Consider the following 15,557-nt stretch of genomic DNA (forward strand, 5'->3'; position numbering starts at 1 on the left):
CGCCGGCTAGGGCTCGCAACGGCGACGGCCTACCCACGCCTGGCAAGGCGACAAGGGGCAGCGTGAGACCCGCGATCAGTAGTTCGCGTCGGCGCAAGGGGGTTTACCGGAAAATAGGGAACGGCACAGCTTATCGAGTCCCCCATTAATGTCCGGCAACCACGTCGATGCGTCGCCTGCTGACGTCACATCATCGTCATATTCCCGCCATCGTCGGTTCACCTCGCCGCGGCACGCTGGGCGCACTCAGGCGGAGGCCCCCGATGCGCTACGCGATCGTCACCGAGACCTATCCACCGGAGGTCAACGGCGTCGCCTTGACCGTGCGGGACCTGGAGCACGGACTGCGCGAACTGGGTCACGGGGTCGGCCTGGTGCGGCCGCGACAGACCGGCGACCGCCAGTCGGCAGACCACGAACTGTTGATCCGTGGTGTGGCGCTACCGCGCTACTCCGGCTTGCAGGTCGGCCTGCCGGCGACCCGTGCGTTGATCAGGCACTGGCGCGCAATGCCACCGGACGCCATCTATATCGCCACCGAAGGACCACTGGGCTGGTCGGCGCTACGCGCGGCGAGGCAACTGGGAATCCCCGTCGCAACCGGCCTGCATACCCGCTTCGACCACTACATGCGCGACTACGGGTTCGCCTGGCTCGGCAGCGCCGCATTGCGCTGGATGCGCCACTTCCACAACCGCGCCGACGCCACCCTGGTGCCCACCCACGAGCTGGCCCGCCTACTGCGATCACAAGGCTTCCGGCATGTGCGGCGCCTGCCGAGGGCGGTCGATTGCAACCGCTTCACCCCCGACCACCGCGACCCGACGCTGCGCGCGCAATGGGGCGTGGGCCCGGACGACCCGGTCGCCATCCATGTCGGCCGGATTGCCCCGGAAAAGAACCTCGACCTGGCCATACGGGCCTACCGGCGCTTGCAGGAAGCCCACCCACGCGCGCGCTTCGTCTGGGTCGGGGACGGGCCGGAACGGACTCGCCTGGAGCGCGAGCATCCCGACTTCATCTTCTGTGGCGTACAGCGCGGCAACCAACTCGCCCGCCACTTTGCCAGTGGCGACCTGTTCCTGTTCCCGAGCCACAGCGAAACCTTCGGCAACGTCACCCTGGAAGCCATGGCCAGTGGCGTGCCACCGGTCGCATTCAATTACGGCGCCGCCCGTGAGCATCTGCGAGACGGCGTGCACGGCGCGGCGATCGACGATGGCGACGACGCGGGGTTCATTGCCGCAGCCGTGAACATCGGCGGCGATGCGCAACAACGCGCCGGCATGGCCCGCCGCGGGCGCGAGGCCGTCATGAGCTTGCAACCGCAACAGGTCGCACGGGATTTCGATGCATTGCTGCGCGACCTGGTCGCGAGGAGGAAGGATGAGTCGATTGCGCTGGCATCAACGTCTGGTCGCCGATGAATCAGGCTGGTGCCTGAGGCTCAACCAGCTGGGTAGTGGTGGTATTTCGCGAGCCGCATTCGCCGCAGTCAGCCGGCTTGGCGACGGCATGTTCTGGTACCTGCTGATGGCGATGATGATCCTCGTCGACGGCATCGACGGACTGGCCGCGTCGATCCACCTGGCGGTGACCGGGCTGGTCGCACTGGGCCTGTACAAACTGCTCAAGCGATGGACCCGCCGTCCACGGCCGTTTGCCAGCGACCAGCGGATCCAGGCGTGGGTTGCGCCGTTGGACGAGTTCAGCTTCCCGTCCGGACACACCTTGCATGCGGTCGCCTTCAGCCTGGTCGCGATCGCGCATTACCCGGTGCTGGCGTGGGTGTTGGCGCCGTTCACCGCTGCCGTCGCGGCTTCCCGGGTGGTACTGGGCCTCCACTACCCCAGCGACGTACTGGCCGCCATCGTGATCGGCAGCGGCCTGGCCGGGGTGGCGCTGTGGGTGCCGCGGATATCCCTGCTGGCCTGAAGCATGCAGGGCGTGGCGAACGCGATCGCGTTGATGGAGATTCGCCGCCCGTAGCTAGAAGTTGCGTTCCAGCGGACGCGACCAGGCCGCGAGGTTTTGCGGCAGACCCTCGCACCGGCGGTAGCCGCGCTTGTGCCAGAACGGCTCGAAACTACGGCCAAACGGCGGCCGGCGCGGATCGTCGACGGCGCGCTCGACCGTGCGGAACGTCGCCAGTTCGAAGCCACCCAGTGCGCGCGCATGCGACTCGCGCTCATCGAAGAAGCGATGGCCCAGGCCGCGTCCGCGATACGCCGGCAGCAATACCGATCCGCCAAAATGGAAGACCCGGTCGACCTCGCGCCCTGCCGGAGCGAACACGTGGCGCAACGATTCGCGCGCATCGGCCAACGGCAATCCGATCGACACGCCCACCAACCGGGCACCGTCGGACACCAGGATCGCAATGCTGCGCCAGGAGTCCAGGTAGACCTGCAGGTGCCGGGCCTGGCTGGCGACATCGCCGTCATACAGGTTCGGCCAGTCGCGGAGCACCGTGGCCCGCAACTGCGCGATATCGCCAAGGAACGGCCGGATCGCCGCGCCGACTACGCTGTGCACGACCAGTGCCCTCAGCGTCGGGTGGTCTGTATGGCGAGATGCGGATTCGGTGAGCGGGGTCATGCCGGACATCATGCTCAGCGGTCTCTTTTGGTCTGGAGGTTGCGCGCCCGCCAGTAGCAGCACATGCGCGGCTTACGGTCGTGTAAACGGCAATCCAATGCGGAGAAGGCCATCGGGACCTGACATCCGGAAACCGCCGACGCCTCCCCTGGCGGCGCCGGCGGTCACGAGGGTCAGCCCTCGCCCAAGCTCGGACCGGACGGCCGCGGACGCGCCAACGGACGGCCGGCCAACTGGTACCAGTCCACCTTGCGGGTGATCGTCATCAGCGCGGCCAGGACCACGAACAGCAAACCCGATCCCAGCACCAGCGCGTTGTCTTCCGACACCAGCAATCCATAGAGCGCGGCATACAGGGTGGCCAGCATCACGGCGAAGCCCAGCGCCCGCAGCACGCTTCGCAGGACCGCGCTGAGGTAGAACGTGATCAGGCCGATACAGGCGACCCCGGCGCCCAGGTAGGACCAGCCAAACCTGAAGTGCTCGCTCAGGCTGAGCAGCAGCAGGAAGAACATCGCCAGCGCGAGCCCGACCAGGCCGTACTGGATCGGGTGGATCGGCAACTGCCGGGTCAGCTCGAAAATGAAGAACCCGATGAAGGTCAGCAGTACGAACAGCAGGCCGTACTTGGTCGCGCGATCGGTCTTGGCGTACACATCGACCGGGTCAACCAGCGACACGCCGACACTTTCCACCCCGGCGGATCCATCCTCCACGCCGCTGGCGCCGGCCCGCGCCCGGTCGGTCGCCATACCTTCCAGGAAACTTCGTTGCGCGTTGCTGGCCAGGCCAGGAATATCCCACTCGGCCCGGAAGCCGCTGGCGTCGATGGTCCGGGTGCGGGGCGAGCTGCCTTCGAAACTCGGATGCGGCCAGCTCGAACCCAGCGAGAACCGGTTCTGATGACCCAACGGGACCAGCGCGAGCCGTTCGGTGCCGGCCAGCACGAAGTCCAGCCGGGTGCTCACGGTGCGTGTCTCACCCGATGCCGGCACGCCCAGCCGCACATGCAGGCCCTCGCCGCGACGATAGCCCCGGCCCTGCTCCAGGCTCACGATGCGGCCATCGACCTTCAGCACCGGGGTACCCACCAGTCCGCGCACGTCACCGATCGCGTAGCCCAGGTAGGGCTGGCCGATCCGTCGCGCGTGCTCCGGGCCGGGGTCAGCCGGGATTTCCAGGTCGAACGAAGCCTGCGCGCTCGCATGCCACTCGTACACCCGCACCTCGTGCAGCCCGCGTCGGCGGATGCCCGGCTTGAGGTCTCCGTCGACAACCAGCGTGCTGGGAAAAAACGTCCACTGGCTCTCCTGCATCCGGCGCACCCTTCGCACCACGCCGTTCGCATCGGGCTCCTCGACTTCGACCAACTGCCGATACGGCACCACCAGCACCGGCCCCGCGAACGACTGCTGGCCGGCGTAACTGCGGGCGATGTCAGCCACCGCCTGGCGCCGGTACTCCTGTCGCTCGTGGACCACCCCGCGCACCATCGTCAACGGCACCAGGATTGCCAGGGTCATCCCCAGCACCATCACCATCTTCATCCAAAGTCGCATTTCGCACTCCCGTCGTGGCAACCAACGGAAGCATCGATGGCGCGCATGTGCGGACGATGGGGCCACGGTGAAGCGAGGGTGAAGCGTTACCCGGTCGCCGGCAGCACCAATGTTGCCAGCGCACCACCGCCGGCACGGTTGCCGAGGGTGACCCGTCCGCCGTGCAGGGCCGCCACTTCCGCCACGAAGCACAAGCCCAGCCCACTGCTGCGACTGCCGCCTGCCGGGCGCGGCAACGAATAGAACCGCTCGAACACCCGTTGCGCCGCATAGTCGGGAACGCCCGGGCCGCGGTCGGCAACCTCGACGATGGCCTCGGGACCCTCGCTCCGCAAACGCAGCTCGACCACGCTGCCGGCCGGGGCGAAATCCACCGCGTTGTCGACCAGGTTGACCAGCGCCTGGCGAAGCAGGAACGCATCGCCGTTGACCGTCGTCGCGGCCGTCTCCAGCCGCAATTCGACGGCCGCGCGAAGCAGGCGCGCCGCGCAAAGCCCGGCGACATCAGCAGCCAGTCGTGCCATGTCGACCGGCTCGGGTTGCTCGATCCGCTGCCGATGCTCCACTTCGGCCAAGGCGAGCAGCTTGTCGATCATCTGCGCCAAGCGGTCGGCCTGAGTCTGGATACTGGCAGCAAAGCGTGCGCGGTCGGCGTCGGGCATGGGCGCCTCCAACAGTTCCGCGCTGCCCAGGATCGCCGCCAGCGGCCCCTTCATCTCGTGGGTCAGGCTGTGCACGTAGTGCTCGACATACTGCTTGCCCTCGAGCCGGACGCGCATGGTTTCCAGTGCGGCACCCAGTTCGCCGAACTCGCCCGCTGCGCGTGGCGGGATCGCGCGCTCGCCTGCGGTGACCGCATGGGCGTAACGCCGCAACCCGGCAAGCTGGCGCGACAACCACCCGGCGGCCGTCAGGCCGATCAACAGGGCTGCGCCCAGCAGCACCGCGCCCCACCCCAGCACCACGGCCTGCCCGCGCTCGATGAACGGCATCAAGGTACTGTTGGGTTTGGCCACGGTCAGCACGCCGATGAGGGTGCCGTCCGCGTCGCGGATCGGGGCGGCGACATGCATTACGGTGGAATTTTCGTCGGCCGGATCACTCCGGCTGGAGCGCGCACCGTAGTGCCCGTCCAGCGTCCGGCGCACATCATTCCAGCGTGAGTAGTCCGCTCCCAGCGCCACTCCGTCGCTGTCGAACACGACCACGCCGCGCGCGTCGGTGACGTAGACCCGGTAGCTGCCGTGGTGCTTGTCGAAACCCCAGATGCTGGCGCCGAAGTCGCGTTTGGCCACCGCCCGCACACGCCGGGCGAACGCCCCATCGGCGATATGCCCGGCCTGCAGGTCGTCGGTCGCCAGTTCGGCCAGGACATTGGCGGTATCCACCAGGGTGTCCTCCATCGCCTGGCGCACGCCCGGCTTGACCTGCTGGACGAACACCTGCACCACCAGCAGCCCGGTCAGGGCGACGATCAGGAAATAGCCGAGGAAGATCCGCAACCCGATGTTCAAGACCTTCGCCTCATTGCGCCGCTCTGGCCCAAGCTCTTAACCCCAGTCAAGCGACCTCCAGCGAGTAACCCAGCCCGCGATGGGTGCGGATCGGATCGGCCGACGGGTCCACCTCGCGCAGTTTCGCCCGCAGCGTCTTGATGTGGGTGTCGACCGTGCGGTCGCCGCTTTCCAGCGCATCGCCCCAGACCCGGTCCATCAACTGTGCCCGCGACAAGATCGCCCCGGGCCGCTGCAACAACGCAGCCAGCAGGCCGTATTCGTAACGGGTCAAGTCCAGCATGTGTCCGCGGAACCGGATGCACTTCCCCACCGCGTCGTGGTTGAACGCCTCCGTCACCGACTCGTCCGGCATCGATGCCTGACCACGCCGCAGCACCGCCCTCACCCGCGCCACCAGCTCGCGGGGCGAGAACGGCTTGGTCACGTAATCGTCGGCACCGATCTCCAGCCCGAGGATGCGGTCGGCTTCGGCACCCTGCGCGGTCAGGAAGATCACCGGCATCGAGCTGTTGCGACGCAGCTCGCGGCATAAGGCGAAACCGCTGATGTCGGGCAGGCCGATATCGAGTACGGCCAGATCGAAGGTCTGCCCGGCCACCAGCCGCAGCGCCTCGCCACCGGTCAGGCAGTGCACGGACTCGAAACCTTCGGCGCGCAAGGCATATTGCAGCGTCTCGGCAATCGCGGTCTCGTCTTCAACCAGGAGGATGCGGGGCATGGGCGGGACCGGGGATGGCGGCAAGAGCCGGCCACGACAGGATAAGCCAGCCGCGCACCCCGCCGCCGGGATATCCTGTCGCGATGAACTATCGCCACGCCTTCCACGCCGGCAACCATGCCGACGTCTTCAAGCACGTCACCGTATTGGCGCTGTGCGACGCGCTGATCTCCAAGCCGGCCCCGCTGTTTGCGCTCGACACCCATGCCGGGCGCGGTCTGTACGCGCTCGACAGCAACTCCTCCCAGCGCACCGGCGAGGCCGAGGGCGGCATCGGCCGGCTGCTCGCCGAAGCGCCGCGGCACCCGGTCATCACTCGCTACCTGGCCGCAGTGAAGGCCTGTCGCAGCGAACACGGCAATGCCAGCTATCCCGGCTCGCCGTGGCTGCTGGCGCACGCGCTGCGCGAGGGCGACCGGATCGCGGCCTGCGAGCTGCTGCCCGAGGAAGCCGCGCAATTGAAGGCCAACTTCGCCGCCGATCCACGCGTTGCGGTGCATGCGCGCGACGGTTACGAAGCCATGAAAGCGCTGTTGCCGCCGAAGTTCGGGGAGGTGCGTTTCAACCGAGGACTGGTGTTGATCGACCCGCCCTACGAGGCCCAGCTGCAGGAGTTCGACCACATCATCGGCGCGGTGCGCGAGGCGCTGGTGCGCTGGCCGCATGCCAGCTACGCGGTCTGGTATCCGGTCAAGCTGCGTCGCTCGCTGAACCAGTTCTTCCGCCGCGCCACCGCGCTGCCGGTGAAGTCATCGCTACTGGCCGAACTGATGGTGCACCCGGACGATTCCCCGCTGCGAATGAACGGCAGCGGGATGTTGCTGCTCAACCCGCCGTGGCAACTGGACCAGACCCTGGCCACCGTGATGCCCTTGCTGCAGCAGGTACTGGGCGAGGCCGGCTCATCATCGCGGGTGCAATGGCTGAAGCAGGCCAGCTAGCCATCGCCACGGGGCCGGGACGGGATGCACCCTCAAACGCCGGTACGCACGTCCGGCTCGAAGAAGCTCCAGCGCACCTCGGGGAAAGCCTGCTTCATCGCCACCTCCACCGTGTTGATCTCGGCCACCAGGTTGTTGACGCTGCCGCTCTCGCGCATCTGCGCCTGCACCGACACCATCACCTCGTTGCCCAGTTGCATCGTGATCAAGCTGATCACCCGGGTGAGTTCGGGGCGGCCGTCCAGAAATTGCCGGATCTGACGCTCGCGTTCCGGGTCTACGCTTTGTCCGATCAGCATCGCCTTGATCTCGATGGCGACGAAGACCGCCACGATGATCAGCAGCGCACCGATGCCGATCGTGCCCACCGCATCCCACAGCGGATTGCCGGTGACCATGGTCGCCACTACGGCAACCAGTGCGAACGTCAGTCCCAGCAATGCCGCCAGATCCTCCCCGAAGATCACCACCAGTTCTGCCTGGCGGCTCTCACGGAACCAGCGCCAGATGCTGCGCTGGCCACGCGACTTGTTGACCTCCTGCAGGCAGGCCTTCATCGAGACGCCCTCGGCAATGATGCCGAACGTCAATACGCCGACCGCCCACCACAGGCTGCTGCCACCCGGGTCAGCAGGCGCCTGCAGCTTATGGATGCCCTCGTACAACGAGAACATCCCGCCAACGGTGAACAACATCACTGCAACCAGGAACGACCAGAAATAAATCGCCCGGCCATAGCCCAATGGGTACTCCGGCGACGGCGGCCGTTTCGCCTGCTTCAGCCCCAGCAGCAGCAAGCCCTGGTTGCCGCAGTCAGCCAGCGAGTGCACGGTTTCAGCCAGCATCGCGCTGGAGCCGGTGAAGAATGCGGCCAGACCCTTGGCCACCGCGATCAGGAAGTTGGCACCCAGCGCGAAATAGATCGCGCGGTTTGAATCACCGCCACCGGCCATGGTTCGATCCTCAATGAATAGCGGCGGAATTCTAGCATCGGCAATGATGATGCCCGTGATCAACAGGCCTGAACGCGCTGGCAAACGTGGGGTTGGCGTGATTTCCGGGTGAAGCAAATGTTTACACCGACTATGGCAATATCCCCGGCATGAGCTCCCGAGAAAGACTTCCTCCGTGGCATGAGCGGCAGCGCCTGCCCAACGGACGTGAACTGCTGATCCGCCCGATCCGTCCAGAGGACGCGGAGCCTTTGCGCGCGGGCTTCTCGTTGTTGCAACCCGAAGAGGTGCGGCAGCGGTTCCTGCATTCGGTACGGGGGATGTCGCCAGAGACGATCGAGCGCTTCACCCGGCTGAACCCCAAGACAGAATTCGCCCTGGTGGCCGCCGAGCCACTGCCGCCCGGGGAGGCGCTGGTCGGCGCCGTGGCACGGATATTCATTGATCCCAACGGCCGTGACGCGGAATTCGCAATACTTGTCAGCCGCTACATCGCCGGGATGGGCCTGGGCCGGTACCTGATGACCCGACTGGTGAAGTGGGCCCGAAGCAAGCAGCTGGAGCGCATCTACGGCGATGTGTTCGAGCACAACCTGCCGATGCTGTCGTTGGCCCAGTCACTTGGTTTTACCCGCGAATCCCAGCAAGACGGGTTGGTACGGGTGACGCTGGACCTCAAGCCGGTCGCCAAGGGTTGACGGGCAACGATTGAGCGCGTGTCGTCGGTCGTCGGCCCCGGGTTATGCCCGGCAACGGCGTGATCGGCTAAAATCCTGCACCTGATGCCCTTCCCCATATTTCCTGCCCCGCCGCTGCCCAAGGCAGGCCAGCAGCGCGCCTGGTGGCGCGCGCCGGTCTCGCCCTCGGCCCTCGCCTTCCACATCGCCTGCGCCGCAACGGCTCACGACGGTCCGCTGCTGGTTGTCGCGCGCGATAATCATGCCGCGCTACAGCTGGAATCGGACCTGCGCACGCTGTTGGGGGTTCCCGCTTCGGGTCCGCGCGATGACGCGGCCACCGACAAGGCAGCACCGCCGCTTCCGGTACTCCATTTTCCCGACTGGGAAACCCTGCCCTACGACCACTTCAGCCCGCACCCGGAAATCGTCAGCCAACGTTTGGCGACGTTGAACCGGCTGCCGAAACTGCAGCGCGGCATCGTGGTGGTGCCGGTCCAGACCTTGCTGCAACGCCTGGCGCCACTACGCCACGTGGTCGGTGGCAGCTTCGATGTGCAGGTCGGTCAACGACTGGATCTGGAAGCAGAAAAACGCCGACTGGAATCGGCCGGCTACCGGCACGTGCCGCAAGTGCTCGACCCGGGCGATTTCGCCGTGCGCGGTGGCCTGCTGGACGTTTATCCGATGGGCGCGGACCAGCCATTCCGGGTCGAGCTGCTGGACGACGAGATCGACACCATCCGCGGCTTCGATCCGGAGACCCAGCGCTCGTTCGACAAGATCGACACAGTGCATCTGTTGCCGGGCCGCGAGTTGCCACTGGACGAGGCATCGCTGAAGCACGCACTGGACGCATTGCGCGAGCGTTTCGACCTGGACACGCGGCGCAGCGCGCTCTACCAGGACCTGAAAGCCGGGACCGCGCCGTCGGGCATCGAGTACTACCTGCCGCTGTTCTTCGAGCAGACCGCGACGCTGTTCGATTATCTCGCCGAGAACACCCTGCCGCTGCTCGGTGAAGGTGCCGCCGAGGCCGCCGAGGTGTTCTGGCGCCACACCGGGGAACGCTACGAGCAGCGCCGCCACGACCTGGAACGCCCGCTACTGGCGCCGGATGCCTTGTACCTGTCGCCGGACGCGCTGCGCGAACGCCTCAACCAGGGCGTGCGCATCGAGGTCTGCGGCGAAGGCCATCCGCAACGCGAACGCGCGCAGGCACTGGCCAGTCAACCGGCGCCCGCGCTGCCGGTTGCCGCGCGCGACCAGGTTCCGGCCGGCGAGTTGAAATCGTTTCTGGGCAGTTATCCCGGACGGGTGCTGGTCGCGGCGGATTCACCCGGGCGGCGCGAGGCCTTGTTGGAGATCCTGCAGGCAGCTGGCCTGCAGCCGGACGTGCTGCCGGACTGGTCCAGCTTCGCCGGGCTGCTGCCGCTGGCGGAACAAAGCGAACTGTCACGTTTCGCCATTGCGGTCGCGCCACTGGACGACGGCTTCGCCCTGACCGAGCCGGCGCTGGCGGTCCTCACCGAGCGCCAGCTGTTTCCCGAACGCGCCAGCCAGCCACGCCGGCGCAAGCGCGCCGGGCGCGAACCCGAAGCCATCGTCCGCGACCTGGGCGAGTTGTCCGAGGGCGCGCCGATCGTCCACGAGGACCACGGTGTCGGTCGTTATCGCGGCCTGGTCACGCTGGAGGCCGGCGGCGAGAAGAACGAATACCTGGAAATCGAGTACGCCAAGGGCGACCGCCTGTACGTGCCGGTCGGCCAGTTGCACCTGATCAACCGGTATTCCGGCGCGTCGGTGGAGACCGCGCCGCTGCATTCACTCGGTGGCGAGCAGTGGAGCAAGGCGAAGAAGAAGGCGCAGGAAAAAGTCCGCGATGTCGCCGCCGAGTTGCTGGAAATCCAGGCCAGGCGCCAAGCGCGCGCGGGGCTGGCGATCGACCTGGACCGGGCGATGTACGAGCCATTCGCGGCCGCGTTCCCGTTCGAGGAAACCCCCGATCAGCATGCGGCGATCGAGGCGGTGCTGCGCGACCTGCAATCCAGCCAGCCGATGGACCGGGTGGTCTGCGGCGACGTCGGCTTCGGCAAGACCGAAGTCGCGGTACGCGCCGCGTTCGCCGCCGCGGCTGCGGGCAAGCAGGTCGCGGTCCTGGTGCCGACCACCCTGCTGGCCGAGCAGCACTACAACACCATGCGCGATCGCTTCGCCGACTGGCCGTTGAAGGTCGAGGTGCTGTCGCGCTTCAAGTCGACCAAGCAGATCAAGGCCGAACTGGAGAAGGCCGCCGACGGAACGATCGACGTCGTCATCGGCACCCACCGGCTGCTGCAGAAGGACGTGCACTTCAAAGACCTGGGGCTGGTGATCGTCGATGAGGAGCAGCGCTTCGGCGTGCGCCAGAAGGAAGCGTTGAAGGCGATGCGCGCGAACGTCCACCTGCTGACCCTGACCGCCACTCCGATCCCGCGCACGCTCAACATGGCGATGGCCGGGCTGCGCGACCTGTCGATTATTGCAACGGCGCCGGCGCACCGGATGGCGGTGCAGACCTTCGTGGTGCCGTGGGACGACAGCCAGCTGCGCGAGGCGTTCCAGCGCGAGATATCGCGCGGCGGGCAGGTCTACTTCCTGCACAACGACGTGGAAAGCATCGGCCGCATGCAGCGCGAGCTCGAGGCGCTGGTGCCCGAGGCGCGCATCGGCATCGCCCATGGACAGATGCCCGAGCGTGAGCTGGAGCGGGTGATGCTCGACTTCCACAAGCAGCGCTTCAACGTGTTGCTGTGCACGACGATCATCGAGTCCGGCATCGACATCCCCAATGCCAACACCATCATCATGAACCGCGCCGACAAATTCGGCCTGGCGCAGCTGCACCAGCTGCGTGGCCGGGTCGGACGTTCCCATCACCGCGCCTATGCCTACCTGGTGGTTCCCGACCAGCGTTCGATCAGCGCCGACGCGAAGAAGCGGCTGGACGCGATCGCGGCGATGGACGAGCTGGGCGCCGGCTTCACCCTGGCGACCCACGACCTGGAAATCCGCGGCGCCGGCGAGCTGCTGGGCGAGGACCAGAGCGGGCAGATGGCCGAGATCGGCTTCAGTCTCTACACCGAGTTGCTGGAGCGCGCGGTGCGCAGCATCCGCCAGGGCAAGCTGCCCGACATCGATGGCACGCACGACCGTGGCGCCGACGTGGAACTGCACGTCCCGGCCCTGATCCCGGACGACTACCTGCCCGACGTGCACACCCGCCTGACCCTTTACAAACGCATCGCTGGAGCGCGCGACGACGAGCAGCTGCGCGAATTGCAGGTCGAGATGATTGACCGCTTCGGCTTGTTGCCCACTCCGACCAAGCATCTGTTTGCGATCGCCGCGCTGAAGCTGCAGGCGACCGAGCTGGGCATCAGCAAGCTGGACATTGGCGAAAACGGCGGCCGCATTCAATTCATCGACAAGCCCAATGTCGACCCGATGGCGATCATCAAGCTGATCCAGGGCCAATCGAAGCTGTACCGCATGGACGGCCCGGACAAGCTGCGGCTGACCCTGGACCTGCCCGATGCCGGTGCTCGGCTCGCCAGCGCGCGCGGTTTGCTGATTGCACTGCGCCCGTGATGAATCCCGATCCACGTGGCGGCCCGGCGTTCATGCACCCACTCAAAAGGTTTGTCAACGCTTCGTTTCTGCTTTAGGGTCGAGCTGCCAGCCCATGAATACCGGGCTGTGGAATCAATTGCGGCACATCGCCGCAAGATCAGGGGGGACACCAAATGGCCAGGCGCATGTTTTGCTTGTCTTTGCTACTTTTTGCGGCCGGCGCGGCGCAAGCGCAGGATCCGGAGTCATGCCCACAGTTGCCCGGTGATACGGACCTGACCTGGGAGCATCGCGGAATGGATGCGTCGGACTTCTGCCGGGCGTTGCGCAGTGACGGTTCTGAAGCATTCGGAATGTACATTTCCAACGATGCGGCGTTCGATCCCAAACGTCGCAACCGCGAGGAGGTCGATGTCATCAACGGCCAGGAGATCCACTGGTATCGCGCCGAACTGGTCGGCCAACCCGATGTCGAGGCACGCGAGACGCTGGTCGAACTCAATGACGGTCGCTCCGCCCACATCTGGCTGCAGGCCGGGCCCGGCGAACAGCTCGACAAGATGTTTCAGCTGACGCGTGCGTTGGACTTCTCGCCCAGGCCAATCGACACTATCGCCGCGGAGCAGTAGCGGTTCGATCACGGGCTTCAGATCGCGGCCGGCCATGGCCTGTTAAACACCTGAGGGAAGCATGATGACTCGACGACTCGCCGCCGAATTACTTGGCACGTTCTGGCTGGTTTTTGGTGGATGTGGAAGCGCGGTACTGGCGGCGCATGTGGTTGGTGCCGATGGTTACCAGTTCGGCATCGGCTATCTCGGTGTGGCGCTGGCATTCGGCTTGACCGTGCTCACTGGTGTGTACGCGTTCGGCCACGTGTCGGGTGGTCACTTCAACCCGGCCGTCACGCTGGGCCTGTGGGCCGGCGACCGATTCCCGATCAAGGACGTGGTGCCCTACATCGCGGCACAGGTGGTGGGCGCAATCGCGGCCGGCTGGATACTGCTGCAGATCGCCAGTGGTGCCAGCGGTTTCAGCATCGACCCGAGCGCGGCCGGTACATTCGCCAGCAATGGCTACGGCGCGCTGTCCCCCGGTGGCTACTCCATTGCCGCAGCCTTCCTGTGCGAGGTGGTCCTTACCGCATTTTTCCTGATCGTGATCATGGGAGCGACCCACGGCCGCGCGCCGGTGGGCTTCGCTGGCATCGCGATTGGCCTGGCGTTGACGTTGATCCACCTGATCAGCATTCCAGTCACCAATACCTCGGTGAACCCGGCACGCTCGACCGGCGTGGCCCTGTTCGCCGGTTCTGGCGCGATCGGCCAGCTCTGGCTGTTCTGGCTGGCGCCGTTGCTCGGCGGCCTGCTCGGTGGCGTGATCTACCGCTGGCTCGGCAATGACCGGACGGAAGTGGTCGGCAACCCCTGACAGGCAATCGACAGCACCGTCGACACGACCCCCGGCCAGGCCCGTACCAGTCGCCAGTGGCGGGGGCTCAATAGAACTGCACGTTGTCCAGTTCGAACCACGGCATGCGGGCACCTTCCCCGTTGACGATGAACTGCAGGTCGGTGACGTCGTCACCTGCCCATGGCCTGGATTCGCCCTCAACCACCCGATAGGGCGCGTACTGGAGCTGGCTGAAATCGACTGTGACCTTCTGCCATTGGGGCTGCACGGGGATATCGGCTTTCCAGCGTCCGCCTTCCAGGCCTTTCACCATCAGCGCATGGCTGCCGTCTTCGCCGCGAATGTCGAAACGCACCCCACGGAAGTCACGCAGATCCACCGGACGCACCGATCCACGGCTCAGCGGCACCACTACGGAGGCATACGCGCGATCCTTGCTGGACATGCGCGCCATCGTCCGCAGCGCGTGGCCGCCATCCGCGCGTGGCACCACCCGCGTCAGCTGCCACGTGCGGTCGTTGCCACCGTCGTTGTCGTCGGTGCGCAGCGTGTCCAGCGCCGTGCGCTGGTCGGCGCGCTCGAAGTCGTCCACCAGCGGCCCGATCGCTGTCGACTCCGGGTAGAGCCGCGAGTTGCTCGCCGGCACTTGCACGCCAGGGCCATGCACCAGCTGGCCATTCAGCCAGACATGGCTGAGCCGCTTGATGTCCGCAATGTCCTGCCACGGCTTGCCATCGACCAGCAACAGATCGGCGCGCTGGCCCTTGGCAATCCGGCCACGGTCGTTCTGCAGCCCCATGGCTGCAGCGCTGACGGCGGTTCCGGCCAGCAACGCCTCCGTCGGGGTCAGGCCCGCCTGCACCAGCAGCTCGAGTTCGCGCAGGGTGGCCGCGCCGTGTGGCGTGCCAGGCATGCCGGCATCGGTGCCCAGTGCGACGGGTACACCAGCCTCGTGCAGCAGGCGTACGTTTTCCATCGCGGTGATGAAGTTGCGCTGGCGACCGAGCAGCTTCGGATCCTGGGGATCGACGGGCGCGGTTTGCCCCATCCTGATCGGCTCGTACACCGTCAGGGTCGGAGCGTAATAGGTGTCGCCAGCCTTGAGCCTGGCAATGGTATCGGCATCCAACACGCGGTCCTGGATGCTGTGCGCGATCAGGTCGACCTTGGCATCGCCGGCAAATCCGGCGCGCTCGGCGGTGACGGTATGGGTAGCGACCTTGAGCCCGTTGGCATGCGCCTCCTCAACCAGCGCGGCCAGGGTCCACGGATCCATGCTGGTGTTGTCCGGCATGTGGCCGTAGCGCCAGCCGTCGGTGAAGACCTTGATCAGGTCCGGGCGATACGGCACCAGCGCACGCACCGCGTTGCGTGCCGCCTCGGGCGAGTTGACCCAGCGCGTGGTGGCGGGATCGGCCCAGTCGGCGCCGTGACCAAGCGGCGTGCTCATGCGCGCGGCAAAATTGACATGTGGGGCAACCATCGTTGCCAGCCACTCCCGGCGGGGTGCATAGGACTCCGGTGCCTGATGGAAGTCGTTGACCGTAGTCACGCCTGCCGCCAGATACA

The 15,557-nt window shown here is 66.4% G+C and carries 13 protein-coding genes; 7 read left to right on the forward strand and 6 right to left on the reverse strand.

Annotation, left to right across the window (positions count from 1 at the left end):
- Positions 1–263: 263 nt before the first annotated feature.
- Both ACW7G6_RS10405 and ACW7G6_RS10410 read left to right on the forward strand, forming a co-directional pair.
- Positions 264–1,427, forward strand: coding sequence for a glycosyltransferase family 4 protein (locus ACW7G6_RS10405; RefSeq protein ID WP_456978662.1), 1,164 nt, complete (start codon positions 264–266; stop codon positions 1,425–1,427).
- Entirely contained in the window at positions 1,387–1,935 is a 549-nt protein-coding gene (locus ACW7G6_RS10410) for a phosphatase PAP2 family protein (RefSeq protein WP_456998198.1), read from the forward strand. Before ACW7G6_RS10405 ends, ACW7G6_RS10410 begins: the two co-directional genes overlap by 41 nt.
- Positions 1,936–1,989: 54 nt before the next feature.
- Here ACW7G6_RS10410 and ACW7G6_RS10415 read toward each other — a convergent pair whose 3' ends face one another.
- From ACW7G6_RS10415 to creB, 4 genes are all read right to left on the reverse strand, one after another.
- The gene (locus ACW7G6_RS10415) at positions 1,990–2,598 is read right to left on the reverse strand and encodes a GNAT family N-acetyltransferase (protein ID WP_456998199.1); all 609 of its coding nucleotides are present in this window, start codon (positions 2,596–2,598) and stop codon (positions 1,990–1,992) included.
- Between the two features lie 173 nt (positions 2,599–2,771).
- On the reverse strand, positions 2,772–4,157 hold the full coding sequence (gene creD, locus ACW7G6_RS10420; protein WP_456998200.1) for a cell envelope integrity protein CreD: 1,386 nt from the start codon (positions 4,155–4,157) through the stop codon (positions 2,772–2,774).
- Positions 4,158–4,243: 86 nt separating this feature from the next.
- On the reverse strand, positions 4,244–5,671 hold the full coding sequence (gene creC / locus ACW7G6_RS10425) for a two-component system sensor histidine kinase CreC (RefSeq protein WP_456998201.1): 1,428 nt from the start codon (positions 5,669–5,671) through the stop codon (positions 4,244–4,246).
- Positions 5,672–5,717: 46 nt separating this feature from the next.
- Positions 5,718–6,392 carry a two-component system response regulator CreB gene (gene creB, locus ACW7G6_RS10430; RefSeq protein WP_456998202.1) on the reverse strand — a complete coding sequence of 225 codons (675 nt, stop codon included), beginning with the start codon at positions 6,390–6,392 and terminating at the stop codon, positions 5,718–5,720.
- Positions 6,393–6,475: 83 nt separating this feature from the next.
- On the opposite strand from creB, the gene ACW7G6_RS10435 reads away from it, so the two are divergent.
- On the forward strand, positions 6,476–7,333 hold the full coding sequence (locus tag ACW7G6_RS10435; protein ID WP_456998203.1) for a 23S rRNA (adenine(2030)-N(6))-methyltransferase RlmJ: 858 nt from the start codon (positions 6,476–6,478) through the stop codon (positions 7,331–7,333).
- A gap of 32 nt (positions 7,334–7,365) precedes the next feature.
- On the opposite strand, the gene ACW7G6_RS10440 is transcribed toward ACW7G6_RS10435, so the two are convergent.
- Positions 7,366–8,286 (reverse strand): cation diffusion facilitator family transporter, encoded by a 921-nt coding sequence (locus tag ACW7G6_RS10440; protein WP_456998204.1) that lies wholly within the window; start codon positions 8,284–8,286, stop codon positions 7,366–7,368.
- Between the two features lie 149 nt (positions 8,287–8,435).
- On the opposite strand from ACW7G6_RS10440, the gene ACW7G6_RS10445 reads away from it, so the two are divergent.
- From ACW7G6_RS10445 to aqpZ, 4 genes are all read left to right on the forward strand, one after another.
- On the forward strand, positions 8,436–8,984 hold the full coding sequence (locus ACW7G6_RS10445; RefSeq protein WP_456978654.1) for a GNAT family N-acetyltransferase: 549 nt from the start codon (positions 8,436–8,438) through the stop codon (positions 8,982–8,984).
- Between the two features lie 84 nt (positions 8,985–9,068).
- Positions 9,069–12,593 carry a transcription-repair coupling factor gene (mfd, locus tag ACW7G6_RS10450; protein WP_456978653.1) on the forward strand — a complete coding sequence of 1,175 codons (3,525 nt, stop codon included), beginning with the start codon at positions 9,069–9,071 and terminating at the stop codon, positions 12,591–12,593.
- A 335-nt stretch (positions 12,594–12,928) separates the two neighbouring features.
- Positions 12,929–13,204: a hypothetical protein gene (locus tag ACW7G6_RS10455; protein ID WP_456978652.1), complete on the forward strand. Its 276-nt coding sequence runs from the start codon at positions 12,929–12,931 to the stop codon at positions 13,202–13,204.
- Positions 13,205–13,268: 64 nt separating this feature from the next.
- Positions 13,269–14,006, forward strand: a complete 738-nt coding sequence (aqpZ, locus tag ACW7G6_RS10460) for an aquaporin Z (protein ID WP_456978651.1) — start codon at positions 13,269–13,271, stop codon at positions 14,004–14,006.
- Positions 14,007–14,073: 67 nt separating this feature from the next.
- Here aqpZ and ACW7G6_RS10465 read toward each other — a convergent pair whose 3' ends face one another.
- Complete coding sequence (locus tag ACW7G6_RS10465; RefSeq protein ID WP_456998205.1) at positions 14,074–15,540, reverse strand: amidohydrolase family protein; 1,467 nt, start codon at positions 15,538–15,540, stop codon at positions 14,074–14,076.
- Positions 15,541–15,557 lie beyond the last annotated feature (17 nt).

The organism is Lysobacter sp. A421 (assembly GCF_054052145.1).

Excerpts from the sequence above, each read along its gene's own strand:
- ACW7G6_RS10415 (WP_456998199.1), bottom strand. The coding sequence starts at position 2,598 with ATGACCCCGCTCACCGAATCCGCATCTCGCCATACAGACCACCCGACG.
- creD (WP_456998200.1), bottom strand. The coding sequence starts at position 4,157 with ATGCGACTTTGGATGAAGATGGTGATGGTGCTGGGGATGACCCTGGCA.
- aqpZ (WP_456978651.1), top strand. The coding sequence starts at position 13,269 with ATGACTCGACGACTCGCCGCCGAATTACTTGGCACGTTCTGGCTGGTT.
- ACW7G6_RS10435 (WP_456998203.1), top strand. The coding sequence starts at position 6,476 with ATGAACTATCGCCACGCCTTCCACGCCGGCAACCATGCCGACGTCTTC.
- creB (WP_456998202.1), bottom strand. The coding sequence starts at position 6,392 with ATGCCCCGCATCCTCCTGGTTGAAGACGAGACCGCGATTGCCGAGACG.
- ACW7G6_RS10440 (WP_456998204.1), bottom strand. The coding sequence starts at position 8,286 with ATGGCCGGTGGCGGTGATTCAAACCGCGCGATCTATTTCGCGCTGGGT.
- ACW7G6_RS10405 (WP_456978662.1), top strand. The coding sequence starts at position 264 with ATGCGCTACGCGATCGTCACCGAGACCTATCCACCGGAGGTCAACGGC.
- ACW7G6_RS10410 (WP_456998198.1), top strand. The coding sequence starts at position 1,387 with ATGAGTCGATTGCGCTGGCATCAACGTCTGGTCGCCGATGAATCAGGC.
- mfd (WP_456978653.1), top strand. The coding sequence starts at position 9,069 with ATGCCCTTCCCCATATTTCCTGCCCCGCCGCTGCCCAAGGCAGGCCAG.
- ACW7G6_RS10455 (WP_456978652.1), top strand. The coding sequence starts at position 12,929 with ATGTACATTTCCAACGATGCGGCGTTCGATCCCAAACGTCGCAACCGC.
- ACW7G6_RS10445 (WP_456978654.1), top strand. The coding sequence starts at position 8,436 with ATGAGCTCCCGAGAAAGACTTCCTCCGTGGCATGAGCGGCAGCGCCTG.